The 16,341-nt window shown below is 55.1% G+C and carries 18 protein-coding genes; all 18 read right to left on the reverse strand.

What is annotated here, in order from left to right; translation table 11 throughout:
• Positions 1–33: 33 nt before the first annotated feature.
• Positions 34–801, reverse strand: coding sequence for a DNA repair protein RecO (gene recO, locus V3C63_RS05625; protein ID WP_329886832.1), 768 nt, complete (start codon positions 799–801; stop codon positions 34–36).
• Positions 802–1,725, reverse strand: a complete 924-nt coding sequence (gene era, locus V3C63_RS05630) for a GTPase Era (RefSeq protein ID WP_329886833.1) — start codon at positions 1,723–1,725, stop codon at positions 802–804. It abuts the gene before it with no gap.
• A 9-nt stretch (positions 1,726–1,734) separates the two neighbouring features.
• Positions 1,735–2,118 carry a diacylglycerol kinase family protein gene (locus V3C63_RS05635; protein WP_329886834.1) on the reverse strand — a complete coding sequence of 128 codons (384 nt, stop codon included), beginning with the start codon at positions 2,116–2,118 and terminating at the stop codon, positions 1,735–1,737.
• 10 nt (positions 2,119–2,128) lie between these two features.
• Positions 2,129–2,599 carry an rRNA maturation RNase YbeY gene (gene ybeY, locus V3C63_RS05640; protein WP_329886835.1) on the reverse strand — a complete coding sequence of 157 codons (471 nt, stop codon included), beginning with the start codon at positions 2,597–2,599 and terminating at the stop codon, positions 2,129–2,131.
• On the reverse strand, positions 2,580–3,602 hold the full coding sequence (locus V3C63_RS05645; protein ID WP_329886836.1) for a PhoH family protein: 1,023 nt from the start codon (positions 3,600–3,602) through the stop codon (positions 2,580–2,582). Before V3C63_RS05645 ends, ybeY begins: the two co-directional genes overlap by 20 nt.
• A gap of 17 nt (positions 3,603–3,619) precedes the next feature.
• The gene (locus V3C63_RS05650) at positions 3,620–4,219 is read right to left on the reverse strand and encodes a histidine phosphatase family protein (RefSeq protein ID WP_329886837.1); all 600 of its coding nucleotides are present in this window, start codon (positions 4,217–4,219) and stop codon (positions 3,620–3,622) included.
• Between the two features lie 98 nt (positions 4,220–4,317).
• On the reverse strand, positions 4,318–6,144 hold the full coding sequence (gene typA, locus V3C63_RS05655) for a translational GTPase TypA (protein ID WP_329886838.1): 1,827 nt from the start codon (positions 6,142–6,144) through the stop codon (positions 4,318–4,320).
• Positions 6,145–6,289: 145 nt separating this feature from the next.
• A complete protein-coding gene (locus V3C63_RS05660) occupies positions 6,290–7,375 on the reverse strand; it encodes an ethanolamine utilization protein EutH (RefSeq protein WP_329886839.1) in 1,086 nt (361 codons plus the stop codon).
• 226 nt (positions 7,376–7,601) lie between these two features.
• Positions 7,602–8,561: an SPFH domain-containing protein gene (locus V3C63_RS05665; protein ID WP_329886840.1), complete on the reverse strand. Its 960-nt coding sequence runs from the start codon at positions 8,559–8,561 to the stop codon at positions 7,602–7,604.
• 151 nt (positions 8,562–8,712) lie between these two features.
• Positions 8,713–9,528, reverse strand: coding sequence for a hypothetical protein (locus tag V3C63_RS05670; RefSeq protein WP_329886841.1), 816 nt, complete (start codon positions 9,526–9,528; stop codon positions 8,713–8,715).
• 6 nt (positions 9,529–9,534) lie between these two features.
• Positions 9,535–9,750, reverse strand: a complete 216-nt coding sequence (locus V3C63_RS05675) for a P-loop NTPase family protein (RefSeq protein WP_329886842.1) — start codon at positions 9,748–9,750, stop codon at positions 9,535–9,537.
• 72 nt (positions 9,751–9,822) lie between these two features.
• A complete protein-coding gene (locus V3C63_RS05680; protein WP_329886843.1) occupies positions 9,823–10,272 on the reverse strand; it encodes a MarR family transcriptional regulator in 450 nt (149 codons plus the stop codon).
• 291 nt (positions 10,273–10,563) lie between these two features.
• Entirely contained in the window at positions 10,564–10,956 is a 393-nt protein-coding gene (gene rpsI / locus V3C63_RS05685; RefSeq protein WP_329886844.1) for a 30S ribosomal protein S9, read from the reverse strand.
• Positions 10,957–10,977: 21 nt separating this feature from the next.
• The gene (rplM, locus tag V3C63_RS05690; RefSeq protein WP_329886845.1) at positions 10,978–11,415 is read right to left on the reverse strand and encodes a 50S ribosomal protein L13; all 438 of its coding nucleotides are present in this window, start codon (positions 11,413–11,415) and stop codon (positions 10,978–10,980) included.
• Between the two features lie 256 nt (positions 11,416–11,671).
• Positions 11,672–11,884, reverse strand: coding sequence for a DUF1667 domain-containing protein (locus V3C63_RS11795; RefSeq protein WP_425355358.1), 213 nt, complete (start codon positions 11,882–11,884; stop codon positions 11,672–11,674).
• Positions 11,885–12,034: 150 nt separating this feature from the next.
• Positions 12,035–13,297, reverse strand: a complete 1,263-nt coding sequence (locus V3C63_RS05700) for an NAD(P)/FAD-dependent oxidoreductase (RefSeq protein WP_329886847.1) — start codon at positions 13,295–13,297, stop codon at positions 12,035–12,037.
• A gap of 12 nt (positions 13,298–13,309) precedes the next feature.
• Positions 13,310–14,749, reverse strand: a complete 1,440-nt coding sequence (locus tag V3C63_RS05705) for an NAD(P)/FAD-dependent oxidoreductase (protein ID WP_329886848.1) — start codon at positions 14,747–14,749, stop codon at positions 13,310–13,312.
• Positions 14,750–14,835: 86 nt separating this feature from the next.
• Positions 14,836–16,329: a M81 family metallopeptidase gene (locus tag V3C63_RS05710; RefSeq protein WP_329886849.1), complete on the reverse strand. Its 1,494-nt coding sequence runs from the start codon at positions 16,327–16,329 to the stop codon at positions 14,836–14,838.
• Between the last annotated feature and the right edge of the window lie 12 nt (positions 16,330–16,341).

Below are 16,341 nucleotides of genomic sequence, written 5' to 3' on the forward strand. Positions count from 1 at the left end.
GGCGCGCATTATCGCACGCCCCATTAAAAACCCTCAATGTTTATCCCGCGCCGGATCCATTCCGTCTGCCAATTGTCTGTAAAAATCATAGCTTTTGATGCGTCGCCCCGCCTGTGCCGCGATATAAGCCTGACCGAGCTTAAGCGCCTGCCGAACCGCCGCCGCGTCCCAGTCGCCGTGGCAAATGTCCTTGATGCTTTCACCCATAAGTCGTTCCAGAACCCGATGCAGATCCGCGCTGAGCGCCTGATCGCCGGCGCGGCGATACGCTTCGGTCACCACGCCGCCATCGGCAATCGAAAAGGCCGTTAGCTTTTCCCGCTCCCCGCTGCGCACACAGCGCGTGAGCACCGGGCCCAGGCCCTGCCGCCTTGCCAGCTTGAGCTGAAAGCCCGCTGCCAGCGCCTCGTCGGATGCGGCCATATTTTCTGAAAGATAATACAAAATATGGGTCGCAGCCTTCAGCAGTTCCGGGTCTCCCTGATAAAAGTCGAAGAAAACATCGAGGAGCTCCAGCAGGTAACTGCCCAACGCCATCTTCATCACGTCTCCCCGCAGGGCATAAAAGGCTTCGATCAGCGTGACCTCGTTGATGTTGGCAAAATTTTTTCCCGGATAATACACGAAATCCCCATAAGCAAAGAGCTGAGTCGCCACGCCAAGGCTGCCCTTGCGCCGCCTGGCTCCCTTGGCAATGGCCTTTTGCTTGCCCTCGGTCTCGGTGAACAAGGTCAGAATCTTGTCGTGATCCTGAAAGGGCTGCTCGCGAATCACCAGCGCCTTTGTTCGCACCAGCGCCATTTATTCGCGATACCCCAAATCCTTCAAATCCCGGCTGCTCTCCCGCCAGTCGGGCCGGATTTTGATCCACAGCTGCAGATTCACCGGCTGCCTCAGAAACGCCTCGATATCCCGGCGGGCATCGCTGCCGATGGCCTTAAGCATGGCGCCGCCCCTGCCGATGATGATGCCCTTGTGGCTTTTCTTTTCGCAAAACACCGTGGCCTCGATATCCACGACGGTCTTCTTGTATTTGGCCAGCCGGGGGTGCATCGCCGTCACCTCCACCGCGATGCCATGGGGGATTTCATCCCGCAGGCGGTTGAGCGCCTTCTCGCGGATCATCTCGGCAACGACAAAGCGCTCGCTCTGGTCGATGATCATATCACCCGGGAAATATTGAGGCCCTTCGGGCAGCGCCGCCATCAGCGCCGCCATCACTTCGCCGATGCCTTCGCCGCGCTTCGCCGAAACCGGCACGATGGCCCGCAGCCTGTCTTCGCCGCGGTAGCGCGCCATGATGTCGAGCAATGCCGGTTTGTCCACCGTGTCGATTTTATTGATCACCAGAATCACTGGCGTTCGGGTTTTAGCCAGCAATTTTTGAATATAGGTATCCTCGGGCCGCTCCGTTTTCGTCGGCTCCACCAGATAGAGCACCGCGTCCACATCGGCCAATGTGTCATGGATGGTCTTTTTCATGTATTCGCCCAATTTATTCTTCGGCTTGTGCACGCCGGGCGTGTCTACAAACACCATCTGGCAATCGGCGTCCGTGTGGATACAGCGGATGCTGTTGCGGGTGGTCTGCGGCCGCGCCGAGGTAATCACCATTTTCTCGCCCAAAATCGCGTTGAGCAGTGTCGACTTGCCCACATTGGGCCGGCCAATCAGCGCGACAAAGCCTGATTTAAAAACCGGTTTTGATTGATCTGTTTCTGCCATGACATTCTCCTAAACGATTCCGAACAGCGCCAAAAGCTTGGGCACGAAGATCACACAGCCCACCGCAACGGAGACCAGCGCCATCAAAAGCACCGCCCCGGCAGCCGTGTCCTTGGCATGCTTGGCCAGCGTGAGATACTCCTCGGTATAAAGATCCACCAGGGTTTCCACCGCGGTATTAATGACCTCGAGAATGAGCACAAAGCCGATCACAATGATGAGTGCCAGCCACTCCGCCACAGAAATATGCAGGGCAAACCCCAGAAGGATCGCCAGCGTGCCCATCACCGAGTGAATCTTCATGTTGGGCTGGGTTCGCCAGACATAAAACACCCCTTCAAAGGCATAGCTGAAACTTCTTTTGAGCCGTGTCATCCGTTTTAAAATTTTCATTCTCTTGCCCTTAGTCGTCGCCCATAATTGCCTTTTCCCGGGCGCGCATAGCCTGCTGGTCATCCGGCTTCATGTGATCGTAACCCAACAGATGCAGCACCGAGTGCACCGTCAGGTAGCACATTTCCCGTTCAAAACCGGTGCCGTAGGTCTCTCCCTGCTCGGCCGCACGCCGGGGATTGAGCACGATATCTCCCAGCAGCACCGGCCGATCCGATAGGGTTGTCAGCACCGCCATCCCCTCGGGAAATACCAGCATGGGGAAGGAAAGCACATCCGTTATCCGGTCGATGCCGCGGTAATTGGCGTTGAGCATGCGGATGGTCTCCGAGCTCACCAGGGTCAGCGAAATTTCCAGAGGCAGCTCATCGACGAGCACGTTCTCGCTCGCCAGCGTCTTTCGGATACAGGTCTGCATTTTCGCCCAAAGCGCCTCTGAAAGCACCTCGCCCGTTTGATTTTCAAATTGAATGGTCAACATGTCCGTCCTCTTTTTTCACCTCGCGTTTCGCGCGTCGGCCGGCCCGTTTTTGATCGTATTTTTCATAGGCTTCGATAATGCGCTGCACCAAACGGTGGCGCACCACATCGCTGTAATTAAACTCCACAAAGGCGATGCCCTTGATATTTTTCAGGATGCGCTGAGCCTCTTTAAGCCCCGAACGTTTGCCGGCCGGCAGATCGATTTGGGTGATGTCGCCGGTGATGATCACCTTCGAGCCCGTCCCGAAGCGCGTCAAAAACATCTTCATCTGCTCCGGCGTGGTGTTCTGGGCCTCGTCGAGGATGATATAGGCGTTTTCGAGGGTGCGCCCGCGCATATAGGCCAACGGCGCCACTTCGATCAGTCCCTTTTCCATATTGCGCTCAAAGGCCTCCGGCCCCATAATCTCAAACAGCGCGTCGTAAAGCGGCCGCAGGTAGGGGTCGACCTTATCCTGCAGATCGCCGGGCAAAAATCCGAGTTTTTCGCCAGCTTCCACCGCCGGCCGGGTGAGAATCAGGCGGTCCACCTCGCCGTTTTTAAAGGCAGTGATGGCCATGGCCATGGCGAGATAAGTTTTGCCCGTCCCCGCCGGCCCGATGCCGAAGACCATGTCGTTTTGGCGAATGGCCCCGATGTAGCGGTGCTGCCCCAGGGTTTTGGCCCGGATCGGCTTGCCACGGGTCGTGAAACAAATGATGTCGTCCGACAGGCTGCTGAACTGTTCTTCAAGCCCCTTGCGCTGCAAACCGATGATGTAATGGGTGGTGTCGGCGGAGATATCGTCGTCTTTTTGGATAACCTTTACCATCTCGTCTACCACCCGGGCGGCGGCTGCCACCGGAACAGCTTCCCCTGCCAGGATCACCGCCCCATCCGCCGCGCCCATCCGCACGCCGAAGGCCTCTTCGATCTGTTTGGCGTTGGCATCGTATTTGCCGAAAAGCACCGGCATCACGTCCGCATTATCGATTCGTATTTCTTGCTTGATTTTTTCCAAACCCTTCTCCTCATGAACTACTGATCAATATCGACCCGTCCCAGGCCCTTCAAAATGCCGTAACCGTCCGCACAATCGACAATCGCGAAACCGCCGAGGGGGATCTCAAAATGCCAGCCGGCCTCCGGCGGCAGGGCCAAAAGCGCCGTCAGCAGACTGCGCACTATCCCACCGTGGGTGATGACGGCGATGGATCCATCGCCGCTTGCTTGAACGCGACGGATAAACGCCCGAACCCGGGCCATCACATCATCGGCACTTTCCCCGCCCGGCAGGCGATAATGGGCAAAATCCGCCATCCACGCCGCCCAGATTGCCGGCGCCTTGGCCTCGGCCTCCCCAGCGGTCAACCTCTCAAAAATGCCAAAATCCATTTCCCGCAGTTCTTCGCGAACCGTCATCGGGCAGCTCAGCCGTGCCGACGCCCGATCGGCCACCTGTCGGGTCCGCTGCCGGGGACTGGTGTAGATTCGATCGATTTTGCATTCGGCGTCCATCGCCACAAGCCGCTCCGCCATCGCCGCACTGGTTGCCTCGCCGACAGGCGTCAGCGGGGATTCGCTCTTGCCCAGATAGCGCCGTTGCACATTGCCCACGGTCTCGCCGTGGCGCATCATTATAACTCTCATGATTTTTTATTATAACGCAAGGCCGCCAAAAAACAAAGAGAAACCGATGCCATCGGGCTTCGGTTTCCCTTGATTTGTTACCACGATTAATTTTTGTCCCCACGGCGATTGCGGCGGCGATCCAATTCGGAAAGAATCTTCTTGCGCAGGCGAATGCTGTCCGGGGTGACCTCCACCAACTCGTCGTCTTCGATAAATTCAAGGGCTTCCTCCAGCGAGAAAATCTTCGGATCGATGAGCTTAAGTGCCTCGTCCGAGCCCGACGCCCGGGTATTCGTCAGCTTCTTGTTCTTGATTGGATTGACCACCATGTCGTCGCTGCGGTTGTTGATCCCGATGATCATCCCCTCGTAAACCGACGTGCCCGGCCCCACCATCAGGGTGCCGCGGTCGCTGAGGTTAAACAGCGAATAGGCCATGGTTTCTCCAGCCACACCAGAAATAAGCACGCCGTTCTGGCGTCCCGGAATTTCCCCCATGTAGCGTTCGAAGCTGTCGAAGCGGCGCACCAGCGTCCCTTCGCCGTGGGTATCGTTGATAAATTCGCTCTGGAAGCCGAGAAGGCCGCGGGTCGGCACGTGGAAGGTCATGTCCGTCCAGCCTTCTTCCGAGTTCATGGTCGCCATCAGGCCCTTGCGCTGATTGAGTTTAGCGATGACCGTCCCGGAATACTGATCCGGCACGTTGACCACCACTTCTTCCACCGGCTCCATTTTGTGACCGGATGCATCCGTTTCAAAAATCACCTCCGGCTTGGACACGGCCAGCTCATAGCCCTCTCGGCGCATGTTCTCGATGAGGATAGATAAATGCAGCTCGCCCCGGCCCGAAACCTTAAAGCCTTCCGTGGTATCCGGCAGGGCTTCCACCGTCATCCCGACGTTGACCTCCAGCTCCTTTTCGAGGCGGGCCTTCAGATGGCGCGTCGTCACGAACTTGCCAACTCGGCCGGCAAAGGGCGAGGTGTTCACAAAGAAATTCATCGACAGGGTCGGCTTTTCGATATCGATCATTTCCATGGGCTGCACCTGGTCGATTTCGCCGATGGTCTCCCCGATGGAGATATCCGGAATCCCGGACACCACCGCAATATCGCCGGCAACGGCGCGATCCACCGCCACCCGGGACAGTCCCTTATACACAAAGATCTGATTCACCTTGACCTTCTCGAAGGAGCCGTCGCGCTTGGCCACCTCCAGCGCTTCCCCTTCGTGGATCGTGCCCGTAGAAATGCGGCCAATGCCCAGCCGACCGATATAATCGTCGTAGGCCAGCGTCGACACCTGCATCTGCAGCGGATCGAGGCTCGTGTCCTCCTGAATGCCCACATGTTTGATGATGGTGTCAAACAGCGGCGTCAGATCAGTATTATCGTCGTCTATTTCGTATTTGGCGACGCCTTCCTTGGCGATCCCGTAAAGAATCGGGAAATCCAGCTGTTCGTCGTTCGCGTGCAGTTCCACAAAAAGGTCGAATACTTCGTCCACCACCTCTTCGGCGCGCTGGTCCTTTTTATCGATCTTGTTGATGAACAAAACCGGCCGCAGACCCTGCTCCAAAGATTTGTTGAGCACGAAACGCGTCTGGGGCATCGGGCCTTCGCTGGCGTCCACCAGCAGAATCACCGTGTCCACCGTCTTGAGGATGCGCTCCACCTCGGAGGAAAAATCGGCGTGGCCCGGGGTGTCGACAATATTGATCTTGATGTTGTCGTGCATCACCGAACAGTTTTTGGAATAGATAGTGATCCCGCGTTCCCGCTCGAGGTCGTCCGAGTCCATGATGCAGTCCACCACTTCCTGGTTGTCCCGAAAGACATGGCTCTGATTCAAAAAAGCGTCGACCAGCGTCGATTTGCCGGCATCGACGTGGGCGATCACCGCGATATTCATAATGGGATTTTCTTGTTTCACTTGCTTCTCCTGCCTGTCGGCTTTTGTATTCCTGCCCGCTATCGGACCAATCATCTATAACCCAATTATTTTATAGCAGACTTCATTAATTTACAAGGCTTTTTGCATTATTTTCATTCGGAGCGGCTTTTGCGCTCGTTCAGGCTTATCGATTTCTGCTAAACCGAATCGAGAGCACCGCCAGGGCCGCGGCCAGTGTTCCGGCGATAAGCTTTGCCGCGATCATCGGAATCACATAAGCCGGGGCGTTGGCCGCAGCAAAAGCCATCTGCCCAGCGAGACAATAAGCCCCCGGCGTTAAAAACGCAAGCGCCACCACCTTGCCGCGATCGTCCATGGCGTCCAGCATTTTATAGGCGGGAATGCTGTTGGCCAGTGAGGCCAGCATACCGGCCACCGTCGCCTCGTTCACGCCCATCCATCGGCCGATGTCGCTCAGCTGCTTGGAAAAGATACGCGTCAAAAATCGGATAAAGGGAAAAGCCCCGGCCAATGTGATGGCGATGCGCCCGACAATAATAAATTGCGGCTTGAGGGAATCCATTCCCGGTATGATCGCGATACCGGTGAGCTCGGTAAAAATGGCGCAGGCCAGGGAAATCACCGAAAGGCTCATGATGAGCCGGGAAAAAACCGCAAACCCCTTGAGCAGCACCTCGGGCTTTCGCCATAGGCCCAGGGTGAGCAACAGCGCGAGAAGCGTCGCCGGCGCAATGTTTGTCAAAATTTTAGCCGCCGGGATCCCGCCGATTAAAGCCCCGAAAAAGGTGCCGATGGGCGCGGTGATTACCCCCAGCATCGTGCCCCGGGCCAAAAACCGGTGATGCCGTTTGCGCACCAGCGCCAAGGAGAGCGGAATATTGTAAAGCACCGTCGCGCCGAGCATCGACCCCAGAATGATGCCCGACAGCGCCTGAATCTGCGGATCATTTGTCAACGCCTTGGCCAGGGCGTACCCGCCGATGTCGATAGGCAGCACTGATCCGGCACACATGGCCGGGTCCGCGCCAATCGCCCGGAAGATCGGCGTCATCATTGGTTTTAATCCCCGCCCGATCACCGGCGCAAGACACATGAAGCCGAGCATCGACGCGGCCAGAGTGCCCATCATGTTTAAGCCCTCATCAAAATCCGAGCCGTAGCCGAAGCGATTGTTTAAAAAGACCTTGTCGACGGCACCCCAAAGCATAAAGCACGCCATGACAAAAACGATGATCTGATTTGCGGCCATATCTCCCCCCTCTTAATTGCCACTCTGTATTGCGCGCGGTTCACACCGCATTCACTTTTTGACAACTTTTACAATTTAGCACATTTCCTCGCCACAAACTGTGCCGCTTCTCGGGTTTTTTGATCCCTCCGAATCGGTGAAGGGTTTTTGGCCTTCGCGCAAAAAAATCCCGTTGCCATTAAGACAACGGGATTTTAAATCTGTCGGGCATCGCGCCCACTTTTGCTTATGCCTTCGGCGCTTTGTTCGTTGGCGGCACTTCTTTCGACGCCGGCGCTTGCTGCGGGGTCGCGGGTGCCGGCTTTCCGGCATCGGCCAGGGCTTCCCCGACGGCGCCCAAACCCGAAACAAGGCTCGACAATTCTGCCGGCATATAAATTTTCGTCGCCTGGCCGTCGGCCATGTCCTTCAGGGCCTCGATGCTCTTATATTTTAAGACCGGATCGGTGATTTTGACGTCGCGCAGCATCGCCAAACCGCCAGCTTTGGCCTGGGCCACCAAAAGCAAGGATTTCGCTTCCCCTTCAGCCAAGGCGATGCGGGCATCCTTTTCGGCTTCGGCAGCGAGGATTTTCGCGCGTTTGTCCCCTTCGGCCCGGGAGACCACCGCTTCCTGATGGGCCTGGGCTTCAAGCACGGTCTGGCGGCGCTCCCGTTCGGCGCGCATCTGCTTGGTCATGACTTCTTCGATTTCGTTCGGCGGCTGGATGTTTTTAATTTCAACCCGGGTCACCTTGATTCCCCAGGGATCGGTGGCTTCGTCCAGGATGGCCTGCATCTGCCCGTTGATGGCTTCCCGGCTGGTGAGGGTCTGATCGAGTTCCATATCGCCGATGATGTTGCGCAGGGTGGTCGCCGAAAGATTTTGCAGACCGGCGATGGGATTCTCAATGCCGTAGGTATAAAGCTGGGAGTCGAACACCCGCATGAACACCACCGAGTCGATCTGCATCGTCACGTTGTCCTTGGTGATCACCGGCTGGGGTGGGAAGTCCAACACCTGCTCTTTCAGTGATACCTTTCTGGCAATGCGTTCGATCAGCGGCACCTTGATATGGATACCGGCGGTCCAGGTGCATTTGTACTTGCCCAGCCGCTCGATGACGTAGCTTTCCGCCTGGGGCACAATGCGCACATTGAGCGCCACCAGAACAACGATCAGCGCGATCAAAATCAATAAAAACATAGCTTCTCCTTGTCAATTATATGGAATACAATGCCGACACGCAAAAATGGTGTGTACACATGCATTTATTTTATACAAAGGATCGCCCTTCGGCAAGGATTCTTAAAATTTTTTATCAAAGACGGTCAGGTCATCCCCCTGCCAAACCAAGTTAACTCCGGATTCTCCGCTTTACCCGTCGATCCCTTGCGTTAACAGGAGCGCTTTCGCAGATAGGCCGCCGGAAAGGGTATCGGTTCGTCTTCCCAAAGTGAGGTATCCGATGCCGACATCCGTCATCCGCTTCAGATAGGTCATGATCTGTTTCGCGAGGGAAGCCCCCTTGGATCATCAATCTCTCTGCCAGCGCCGGCCATAATTCGCTGACACTCATGGCCATATAGTCGATGATATTGCGGCCATCGATCCTGGAGGCCAGCGCTTTCGGGTTAAACCCGGTCCCGCCGCAGGTTGGACAGGGCGCCTGATAAACATGGGAAAGAATCTCCCGCTGCAGTCCCTTTTTCAGTTTGGTAATGTCGCGTTTCATATAAAGCCGTTCAAATCTCGGAATCACTCCCTCATAAGCAACGGTATCCACCCGGCCCGTTTCGTTGGAACGGATTTCGATCTTAACGGTCTCGTCGAAACCATCATATAAAAATCGCCATTCTTTTTCTGTAAAATCGCAAAGCTTTTTATCCGGATCCAGCACCAGATTGGTCAGGTACAGATCCGCCTGCCAGCCGGACGCAAATTGGCTGAATAAAGCGGCGCCTTCCCGAAGGGTTTTTCCCCGATCAAACAGGCTGTCTTTCTCCGGCGTGAGCTTCTCGCCGAGCCCGGTGCAATCCGGGCACATGCCCATCGGATGATTAAAGGAATACGCCCTGCCGGCGCTCGGATGGCCGATCCGGGAAAACAAGAGACGCAGAAGCGGCGCCGTGTCAACCGCTGTTCCGACCGTCGAGCGGCTGTTTATACCCATCGGTTTTTAGTCCACCACGATCGCCGGTGTCAGGTTCTCGATCGATGCCACTTTCGGCCGATGATAATGCGGCATCTTATTCCTAAGAAGCAACGGATACGAGGCCTGCCATTCACGGCTGCTCTCCACCGCAATAGTGTCGAAGGCCGGCGAGCTTTTTCCGGAGCCGGACACGCCGACGAATGCCACCAATTGATGTTTCGGGATCGTCAGATCCTTCAAATTATGCTCGTGGCATCCGTGATCCGGATGACATCTTGCAAATCGATCTGTTTCATCATGTCTTCTCCTTTGTCAGCAGCCCTTCGCCTCAAATGATTCCCAAAGGGCTTCAAGATATTCGTTGTGGAGGGACACCCAGGCATCCATCTTTGCAAAAGTCATTTTCCGAATGGTGGCTGATTCCGCCCGAATCAGCCTTGCAATGGTCCGATCGGCAAACTGCCGGCCAGCTTTGGTCAATGTCAGTTGCTTTCGATTTCGGGTGCCGATCATCCTTGTCCGCGCCAAATAACCCTTCTTCGCGAGGCCGGTCACCGCCGAGTTGATCGTCTGCTTGGGAAACATCATCAACCGGATCAGATCCTGCTGTGTCAATGCGTTCTCCTCCACGATAAGGTAATAAATCACCCACATGGCGCATTCCGACAATCCGAAGCAGCTGCTGATGTTTCTATATAACGCATTAAACGCTTTTTCCTGTCCGCTGAGCGCTGCAATGACCGCTTTAATTTTAGCATCCATATTAAAGCCTCCTTTTTTTCTGGGACACAAACAAAAAGAATCCGCATTCAGGCTTTAGGTCCTCGGATTCTTGTCAAGGTTTTTGATGCGCTTATCAGCCGTTTGGATGCTTTAACGCTCTCCCTCTTTGATAACTCTGAAAATTTCGCTGCCATCATCGCGCGCCGTGTTTCAAAACCCCGCGCGCTGCGTGACTGGCCGCGGCTTCTTTTCATGGTTGTTTTCCCCAATACAAAAACCCCGAAACACGTGGCTTCGGGGCTTATGATCCATATGGCGGTTTTGTTCCGTTTAACGTTTCGAGAACTGCGGTGCGCGGCGGGCTTTTTTAAGACCGTATTTCTTGCGTTCAACCATGCGATCGTCACGAGTTAAGAAGCCGGCTCGTTTCAACTCCGGACGCAGGTTGTTGTCCGCTTCGATGAGCGCGCGGGCAATGCCGTGGCGAATGGCGCCGGCCTGACCGTTGAAGCCACCGCCGTAAACGTTAACGATGACGTCAAAACTGTCGAGGGTGTTCGTCAGGTTCAGGGGCTGACGCGCGATCATCTTCAAGGTCTCAAGACCGAAATAATCGTCGATATTGCGGCCGTTGATGATAAATTGACCGTCACCAGGCAGCAAACGCACTCTGGCTACGGACGTCTTTCTTCTACCAGTTCCAAAATATTGTACTTTAGCCATCTGTTAGTGTCCTCCCTGTGATTAAAATGCCAGTGTTTCCGGCTGCTGCGCCGCGTGGGGATGATCCGCCCCGGCGTAAACGCGAAGCTTGGTCATCACCTGAGCGCCCAGCTTGTTGTGAGGGACCATGCCTTTAACCGCTTTATAAACGGCCAGCTCCGGTTTTTCCTGCATAAAGCGCCGATAGACGGTTTCCTTCAGACCACCCGGATGCCCGGAATAGGTTTTGTACAATTTCTGATCCAATTTCTTCCCGGTCAGGCAAACCTTGTCCGCATTGACAATAATAACAAAATCGCCGCAGTCGACATGGGGGGTGAAATACGGTTTATTCTTGCCTCTAAGCACGGTGGCCACTTCCGTCGCCAGACGACCCAGCACCATGTCCGTGGCGTCAACGACGTACCATTTGCGTTCTATTTCCTGAGATTTAGCCATTTCGGTGGCATATGCTTTCATCTCATGTCCTCCTCAAGTTTTTCTCGACTTTCGATCTTCGGTAAAAGTGGGAAAATTATCGAAGCCACACCCTGCACCTGGGGCTAACCGGCACAGTAAAGTCCGTTTAATATTTTAGTATAAAGATACGTGCTTTGCAAATGATTTTTTGGAATTTTCCATCAAAATTCTCGCCGCACAGTCGCTATTTCTTTTAGGCACATCAAAAAGCCCTGCTCGTAACGCAGGGCTTAAGGGGAAACAGTTTTCGAATGGCTCAATGGCGGCTTTGCCCCGTCGCGACGATATCGACCCCCGTGCCGCAGACATCGGGCAGGATCACATCGTAGCGCCGGACGGATTGTAAAAGTCTGACTTCGCGGATAGCTGCCATGATCTCCGTCATCTTTTCCTTGGGCACCGGTTTGCTGGAACGCACCGGCATCAGCGGCGCCGCCGGATCTCCGGTTTTGACCGTCGAGGTCAGAATGCGGACGGGATGGGCAAACTCCGCTTGAGCATAGGTGAAACCACGCTTGCAGCCGTTGCCTTCAACACTGTCGATCCGATCGCCTTCGCCGGTCACCGCCATGCGACAGCCCATCGGACAGACCGTGCAGATAATTTCCTTTTTCATCGCTTATGCCTCCTTCACCACTTCGACCGTCAGCGGGCCGTCGCTCAGGCGCCCGGTGTCGATGGCGATCTTTTCCATTTCTCCGGGATTGACCCGTTTGGCCTTGCGCTTGGCAATCACCGTGTCGCCGCTTTTCGCGCGGATGGTCACATCCAATGCCGGCGCGAGCACCCGGAAGAAGAGCGAAACCCTTTCGCTTTCATCGCCGACCGCCACTCGGTGGGGGCAAAGATAGCGCACGTTGTTGCCCGTGACGGCCGTCATCACCTGCGCCGCCGCCGGAAGCGTCCCCAGCGCAAAGCGGGCAGCCGCCCGCCCGGCCCGGGCGCTTTCGTCCGTGACGTTATCCACCAGATCGTTGACGTGCACCACGTTGCCGCAGGCAAAAACCCGCGCGCAGGAGGTTTGCATGTATTGATTGACCAGCGGCCCGTTCGTCACCGGCGACATGGCGACGGCCGCCTTGCGGGTCAGCTCGTTTTCGGGAATCAGCCCGACGGAAAGCAACAGCGTGTCGCAGGGGATTTCGGTCTCCGTGCCGGGAATGGGTTTTTTATCGGCGCCCACCCCGGCGACGGTCACTCCTTCAATCCGGCGATAGCCCTTGATGTCCGTGACGGTGTGGGAGAGCATCAGCGGAATGCCGAAGTCGTCCAGACATTGCACCTTGTTGCGGGTGAGCCCGGCCAGATAATTCATGATTTCCACCACGGCCAACACCTTCGCCCCTTCGAGGGTCATGCGCCGGGCCATGATCATGCCGATGTCCCCGGAGCCGAGGATGACGACATTGCGCCCGACCATTTCGTTTTCCCGGTTGACCAGGCGCTGTGCCGTCCCCGCGGTATAAATGCCCGAAGGTCTGGTGCCCGGCGTTTGAATAGCGCCCCGAGTTCTTTCCCGGCAGCCCATGGCCAGCACGATGCTGCCGGCGTCGATTCGGGTCATGCCGTTTTCCCGGCTGACGCAAAGGATCTGCCCCGCCTCGGGATCCATCTCCAGCACCATGGTGTTTAACAGCGCCTTAACGCCCAATGCCCGCGCTTCGTCTTCAAAGCGGCCGGCGTATTCCGGGCCGGTCAGCTCTTCCTTGAAATAATTCAGCCCGAACCCCGGATGAATGCATTGCTGAAGGATGCCGCCCAGCGCGTCGTCGCGCTCGACGATGAGCACATCCTGTGCGCCTTCCTTTTTGGCCGCCACCGCCGCCGAAAGGCCGGCCGGCCCGCCGCCGATGATCGCAACATCACATTTGATTTCGTACATGTCTATGCCCCCTTATTTAACGGATCCCGTCACCATATAGGATCCCGCGAGATTCTTGTTGATCGCTTCTTCCGGCACCTGCAGCTCTCTGGCAAGAATCGCCATGACCCGCGGCCCGCAAAAACCGCTTTGGCAGCGCCCCATGCCCGCGCGCACCCGCCGCTTGACGGCGTCCATGGTTCTCGCGCCCAGAGGCCTGTGAATGGCGTTGACAATTTCCCCTTCGGTGACGGTTTCGCAGCGGCAGATGATCTGCTCGTATCGCGGGTCGGCCGCCACCAGGGCTTCTCTTTCCTCGGTGCCCAGCTCGCGGAAGCGCGGAATGCCTTCCCGGGCGCGGATGAAGTTGTCCTTTAAGGTCAGGGGCCTGCCCGTCTGGCGGATGCGTTCCACCACGTATTTGCCCATCGACACCGACAGCGTCAGTCCCGTGGAGCGCACGCCGGAAAGATTGACGTAGCCGTCGAGGTCCTCCCAAGTATCCACATGAAGCCCTTCGGGGTTGCGGTTGGGCCGCAGCCCGCTGTATTCGGTGATCGCATCCCGCAGGTTGACCTTCGGCACCAGCCGCTTGACATCCGCGGCGATGCTGTCGAGGCCTGCGGTGGTGGTGGCCGTGTTTTCCTTGTCGTCGAGATCCTCCGCCGTCGGCCCGACGAGCATATTGCCGTGAATCGTCGGCGTCATCAGCTTGCCCTTGGTGACCTTGGTCGGAATCGGCAGCACGATGTGCTCCACCTGGGTATCGGTGTTTTTGTCCAGGATGAAAAACTGTCCCCGCCGCGGCACGGCTTTGTAGTCCGCCTTGCCGACCATGGCCGCGATGTCGTCGCAGTGCAGCGCCGCCGCGTTGATCACGCAGCCGGCTTCGATGTCGCCGCGGGTGGTGATCACTTTGCGCACTGCGCCGCCGACCACTTCAATATCGGTTACCTCGGTCTCGAGCATGAAGGCCACGCCGTTGGCGCAGGCATTTTCCGCCAGGGCCTGCACCAGAATGAACGGATCGATGATGCTTTCTCTGGGGATGAACAGCCCGCCTTTAACCTCTGGATTCAAGTTGGGCTCCATCTCGCGCAATTCCTGCGCCGAGAGGTATTCCACATCGTAGACGCGGTTGTCGAAGGCCTTTTGCTTGACGGCCGGCAGCTGCTCGAATTGTTCGTCCGTCACCGCCGGCAAAATCGCCCCGATGCGCCTAAAGGGCACGTCCAGATCCTTTGTCAGCTGATCGTACATCGGGTTGGCCGCCACCACCAATTGGGATTCCAGGGTGCCGGGTTTGGCGTCATATCCGGTGTGGATGATGGCGCTGTTGGATTTGGAGGCGTCGCCGCCGACGTCGTCCCGCTTGTCCACCACGATCACGCTGACTTCATATTTCGATAATTCCCGGGCAATCGCGCAGCCGACCGCTCCGGCGCCGATCACGACATAATCTGCTTTCTGCATGTGATACTGCTCCTTAGTCAATATTTCAAACGGATATAAAGGTTTAGATCGCATCTTTTTCGGCGGTTCCAACCCTTTGGCTCATTTTAATTTTCTCGATTGAAGATTGTAATATCTTTTTTCTCTATTTCCGAAAAAGGATAAAACTTCCGGGATAGCTTTTGATAAGGTAATATCGGGAGATTCGCATTGGCCGCCCCCGGTGTTGCCGCATCTATTATTTTCTCCGCAATCGGCTCATAACCGGCTCGAAAAGAAGTACATGCCTTAACAACAACCATTTGATAAAATGTAGGTTCAATTCCAAAATGCCGAAAAACTTGCATATCGCCTGGTCCTAACAGATGACTCGTTACAATTATATCTATATCTCTGACTTTCAGCACTGCCGTTTTCCCACAACGATGGGTCAGGCCTCGTTTTGCAGGTCCTTCTTGAATGTACGTACCATCATGAAGCGACTGAACGTATGCTTCCACTTGAACGGGTTTTGAAAAAACAGTATTTATCGTTCCGCCAATATTGAAATCTGCAGTGTGCCCCACTCCAATTTTAAATGCCTTTTCAGCGGCAGGAGCATCACTTAACGCAATTGCTGCTTTAAGTGGCATATTTCCAGATAAAATTTTTTCCAACACATAGGCACTGTCTCCACTGGCCCCTGCATTCGGCGAATCTGCTGCATCCACAAGAACTACGGGTTTCCCTGAATCATTTTTTGATGAAAGCTCAATTATCTCTTCGGCCGATATCAATTGTGGCTTCATTTCATGTCGAATTGGCACCAATTCTTCGGCTAATTGAATGGCCAAATGATTATCCCCGTTTGGCGTGATCGTTAATATCGATGACCCTTCACTGGGGACATCTAACCACGGCTGCATTAAAAAAACAGAAAAATCACTTAAATCGCCTTTGTCAACCATTTCTCTGCCTTTTCGCATTAACGCAGCAAAAGGACCTGATTGTGTGGTGAAGCCACTGGCAGGAACAATCATTGGGACAGCCACCCGGTTCATCCTTTCTGATTTCGGATCCTTTATCAATCGCAGACAATGCTTGGCTGCTCTTACACCCGTTTGATAAAAATCAACGTGTGGATATGTTAAGTAACCACACAAGCAATCCGATGCCTGCATCATTCTACTGGTGATATTCGCGTGTAAATCCAAAGAGGCGCAGATCACCGTTTTATTCCCAACAAGTTCACGTATTGCTGTAAGTAGATCTCCTGAAACATCATCTGAATCGGTAGATTGTGTTGCGCCGTGAAGGGAGAGGCACACACCATCCAATGGCAATTGCTCCTTTAAAATTGAAATAACTGTTCTTTTAAAATCATCTACAACGCTTCCTTCAACCGGTCCACCGGCAATGGCCCACATTCTTTCTGTCGGAACAATCTTTGCGCCGTCATCCTCTAAAGTATCAATGATCCCTTTTAATGCGCTGTCTTTATCAACACGCGCAATCATTTCCTCTCTCTCATGAATCCCAAATAGTTCAAAATCTGCTAATATACTGTGAACCGGATTAAATGAATTCGTTTCTTGATGAAATTCTGCAATCCCTATTTTCATAATAATTTCTCC

This window comes from Pseudoramibacter faecis, from assembly GCF_036289405.1.
GTDB classification, from domain to species: Bacteria; Bacillota; Clostridia; order Eubacteriales; family Eubacteriaceae; genus Pseudoramibacter; species Pseudoramibacter faecis.

Excerpts from the sequence above, each read along its gene's own strand:
- recO (WP_329886832.1), bottom strand. The coding sequence starts at position 801 with ATGGCGCTGGTGCGAACAAAGGCGCTGGTGATTCGCGAGCAGCCCTTT.
- era (WP_329886833.1), bottom strand. The coding sequence starts at position 1,725 with ATGGCAGAAACAGATCAATCAAAACCGGTTTTTAAATCAGGCTTTGTC.
- V3C63_RS05635 (WP_329886834.1), bottom strand. The coding sequence starts at position 2,118 with ATGAAAATTTTAAAACGGATGACACGGCTCAAAAGAAGTTTCAGCTAT.
- ybeY (WP_329886835.1), bottom strand. The coding sequence starts at position 2,599 with ATGTTGACCATTCAATTTGAAAATCAAACGGGCGAGGTGCTTTCAGAG.
- V3C63_RS05650 (WP_329886837.1), bottom strand. The coding sequence starts at position 4,219 with ATGATGCGCCACGGCGAGACCGTGGGCAATGTGCAACGGCGCTATCTG.
- V3C63_RS05660 (WP_329886839.1), bottom strand. The coding sequence starts at position 7,375 with ATGGCCGCAAATCAGATCATCGTTTTTGTCATGGCGTGCTTTATGCTT.
- V3C63_RS05665 (WP_329886840.1), bottom strand. The coding sequence starts at position 8,561 with ATGTTTTTATTGATTTTGATCGCGCTGATCGTTGTTCTGGTGGCGCTC.
- V3C63_RS05670 (WP_329886841.1), bottom strand. The coding sequence starts at position 9,528 with ATGGGTATAAACAGCCGCTCGACGGTCGGAACAGCGGTTGACACGGCG.
- V3C63_RS05680 (WP_329886843.1), bottom strand. The coding sequence starts at position 10,272 with ATGGATGCTAAAATTAAAGCGGTCATTGCAGCGCTCAGCGGACAGGAA.
- rpsI (WP_329886844.1), bottom strand. The coding sequence starts at position 10,956 with ATGGCTAAAGTACAATATTTTGGAACTGGTAGAAGAAAGACGTCCGTA.
- rplM (WP_329886845.1), bottom strand. The coding sequence starts at position 11,415 with ATGAAAGCATATGCCACCGAAATGGCTAAATCTCAGGAAATAGAACGC.
- V3C63_RS05700 (WP_329886847.1), bottom strand. The coding sequence starts at position 13,297 with ATGTACGAAATCAAATGTGATGTTGCGATCATCGGCGGCGGGCCGGCC.
- V3C63_RS05705 (WP_329886848.1), bottom strand. The coding sequence starts at position 14,749 with ATGCAGAAAGCAGATTATGTCGTGATCGGCGCCGGAGCGGTCGGCTGC.
- V3C63_RS05710 (WP_329886849.1), bottom strand. The coding sequence starts at position 16,329 with ATGAAAATAGGGATTGCAGAATTTCATCAAGAAACGAATTCATTTAAT.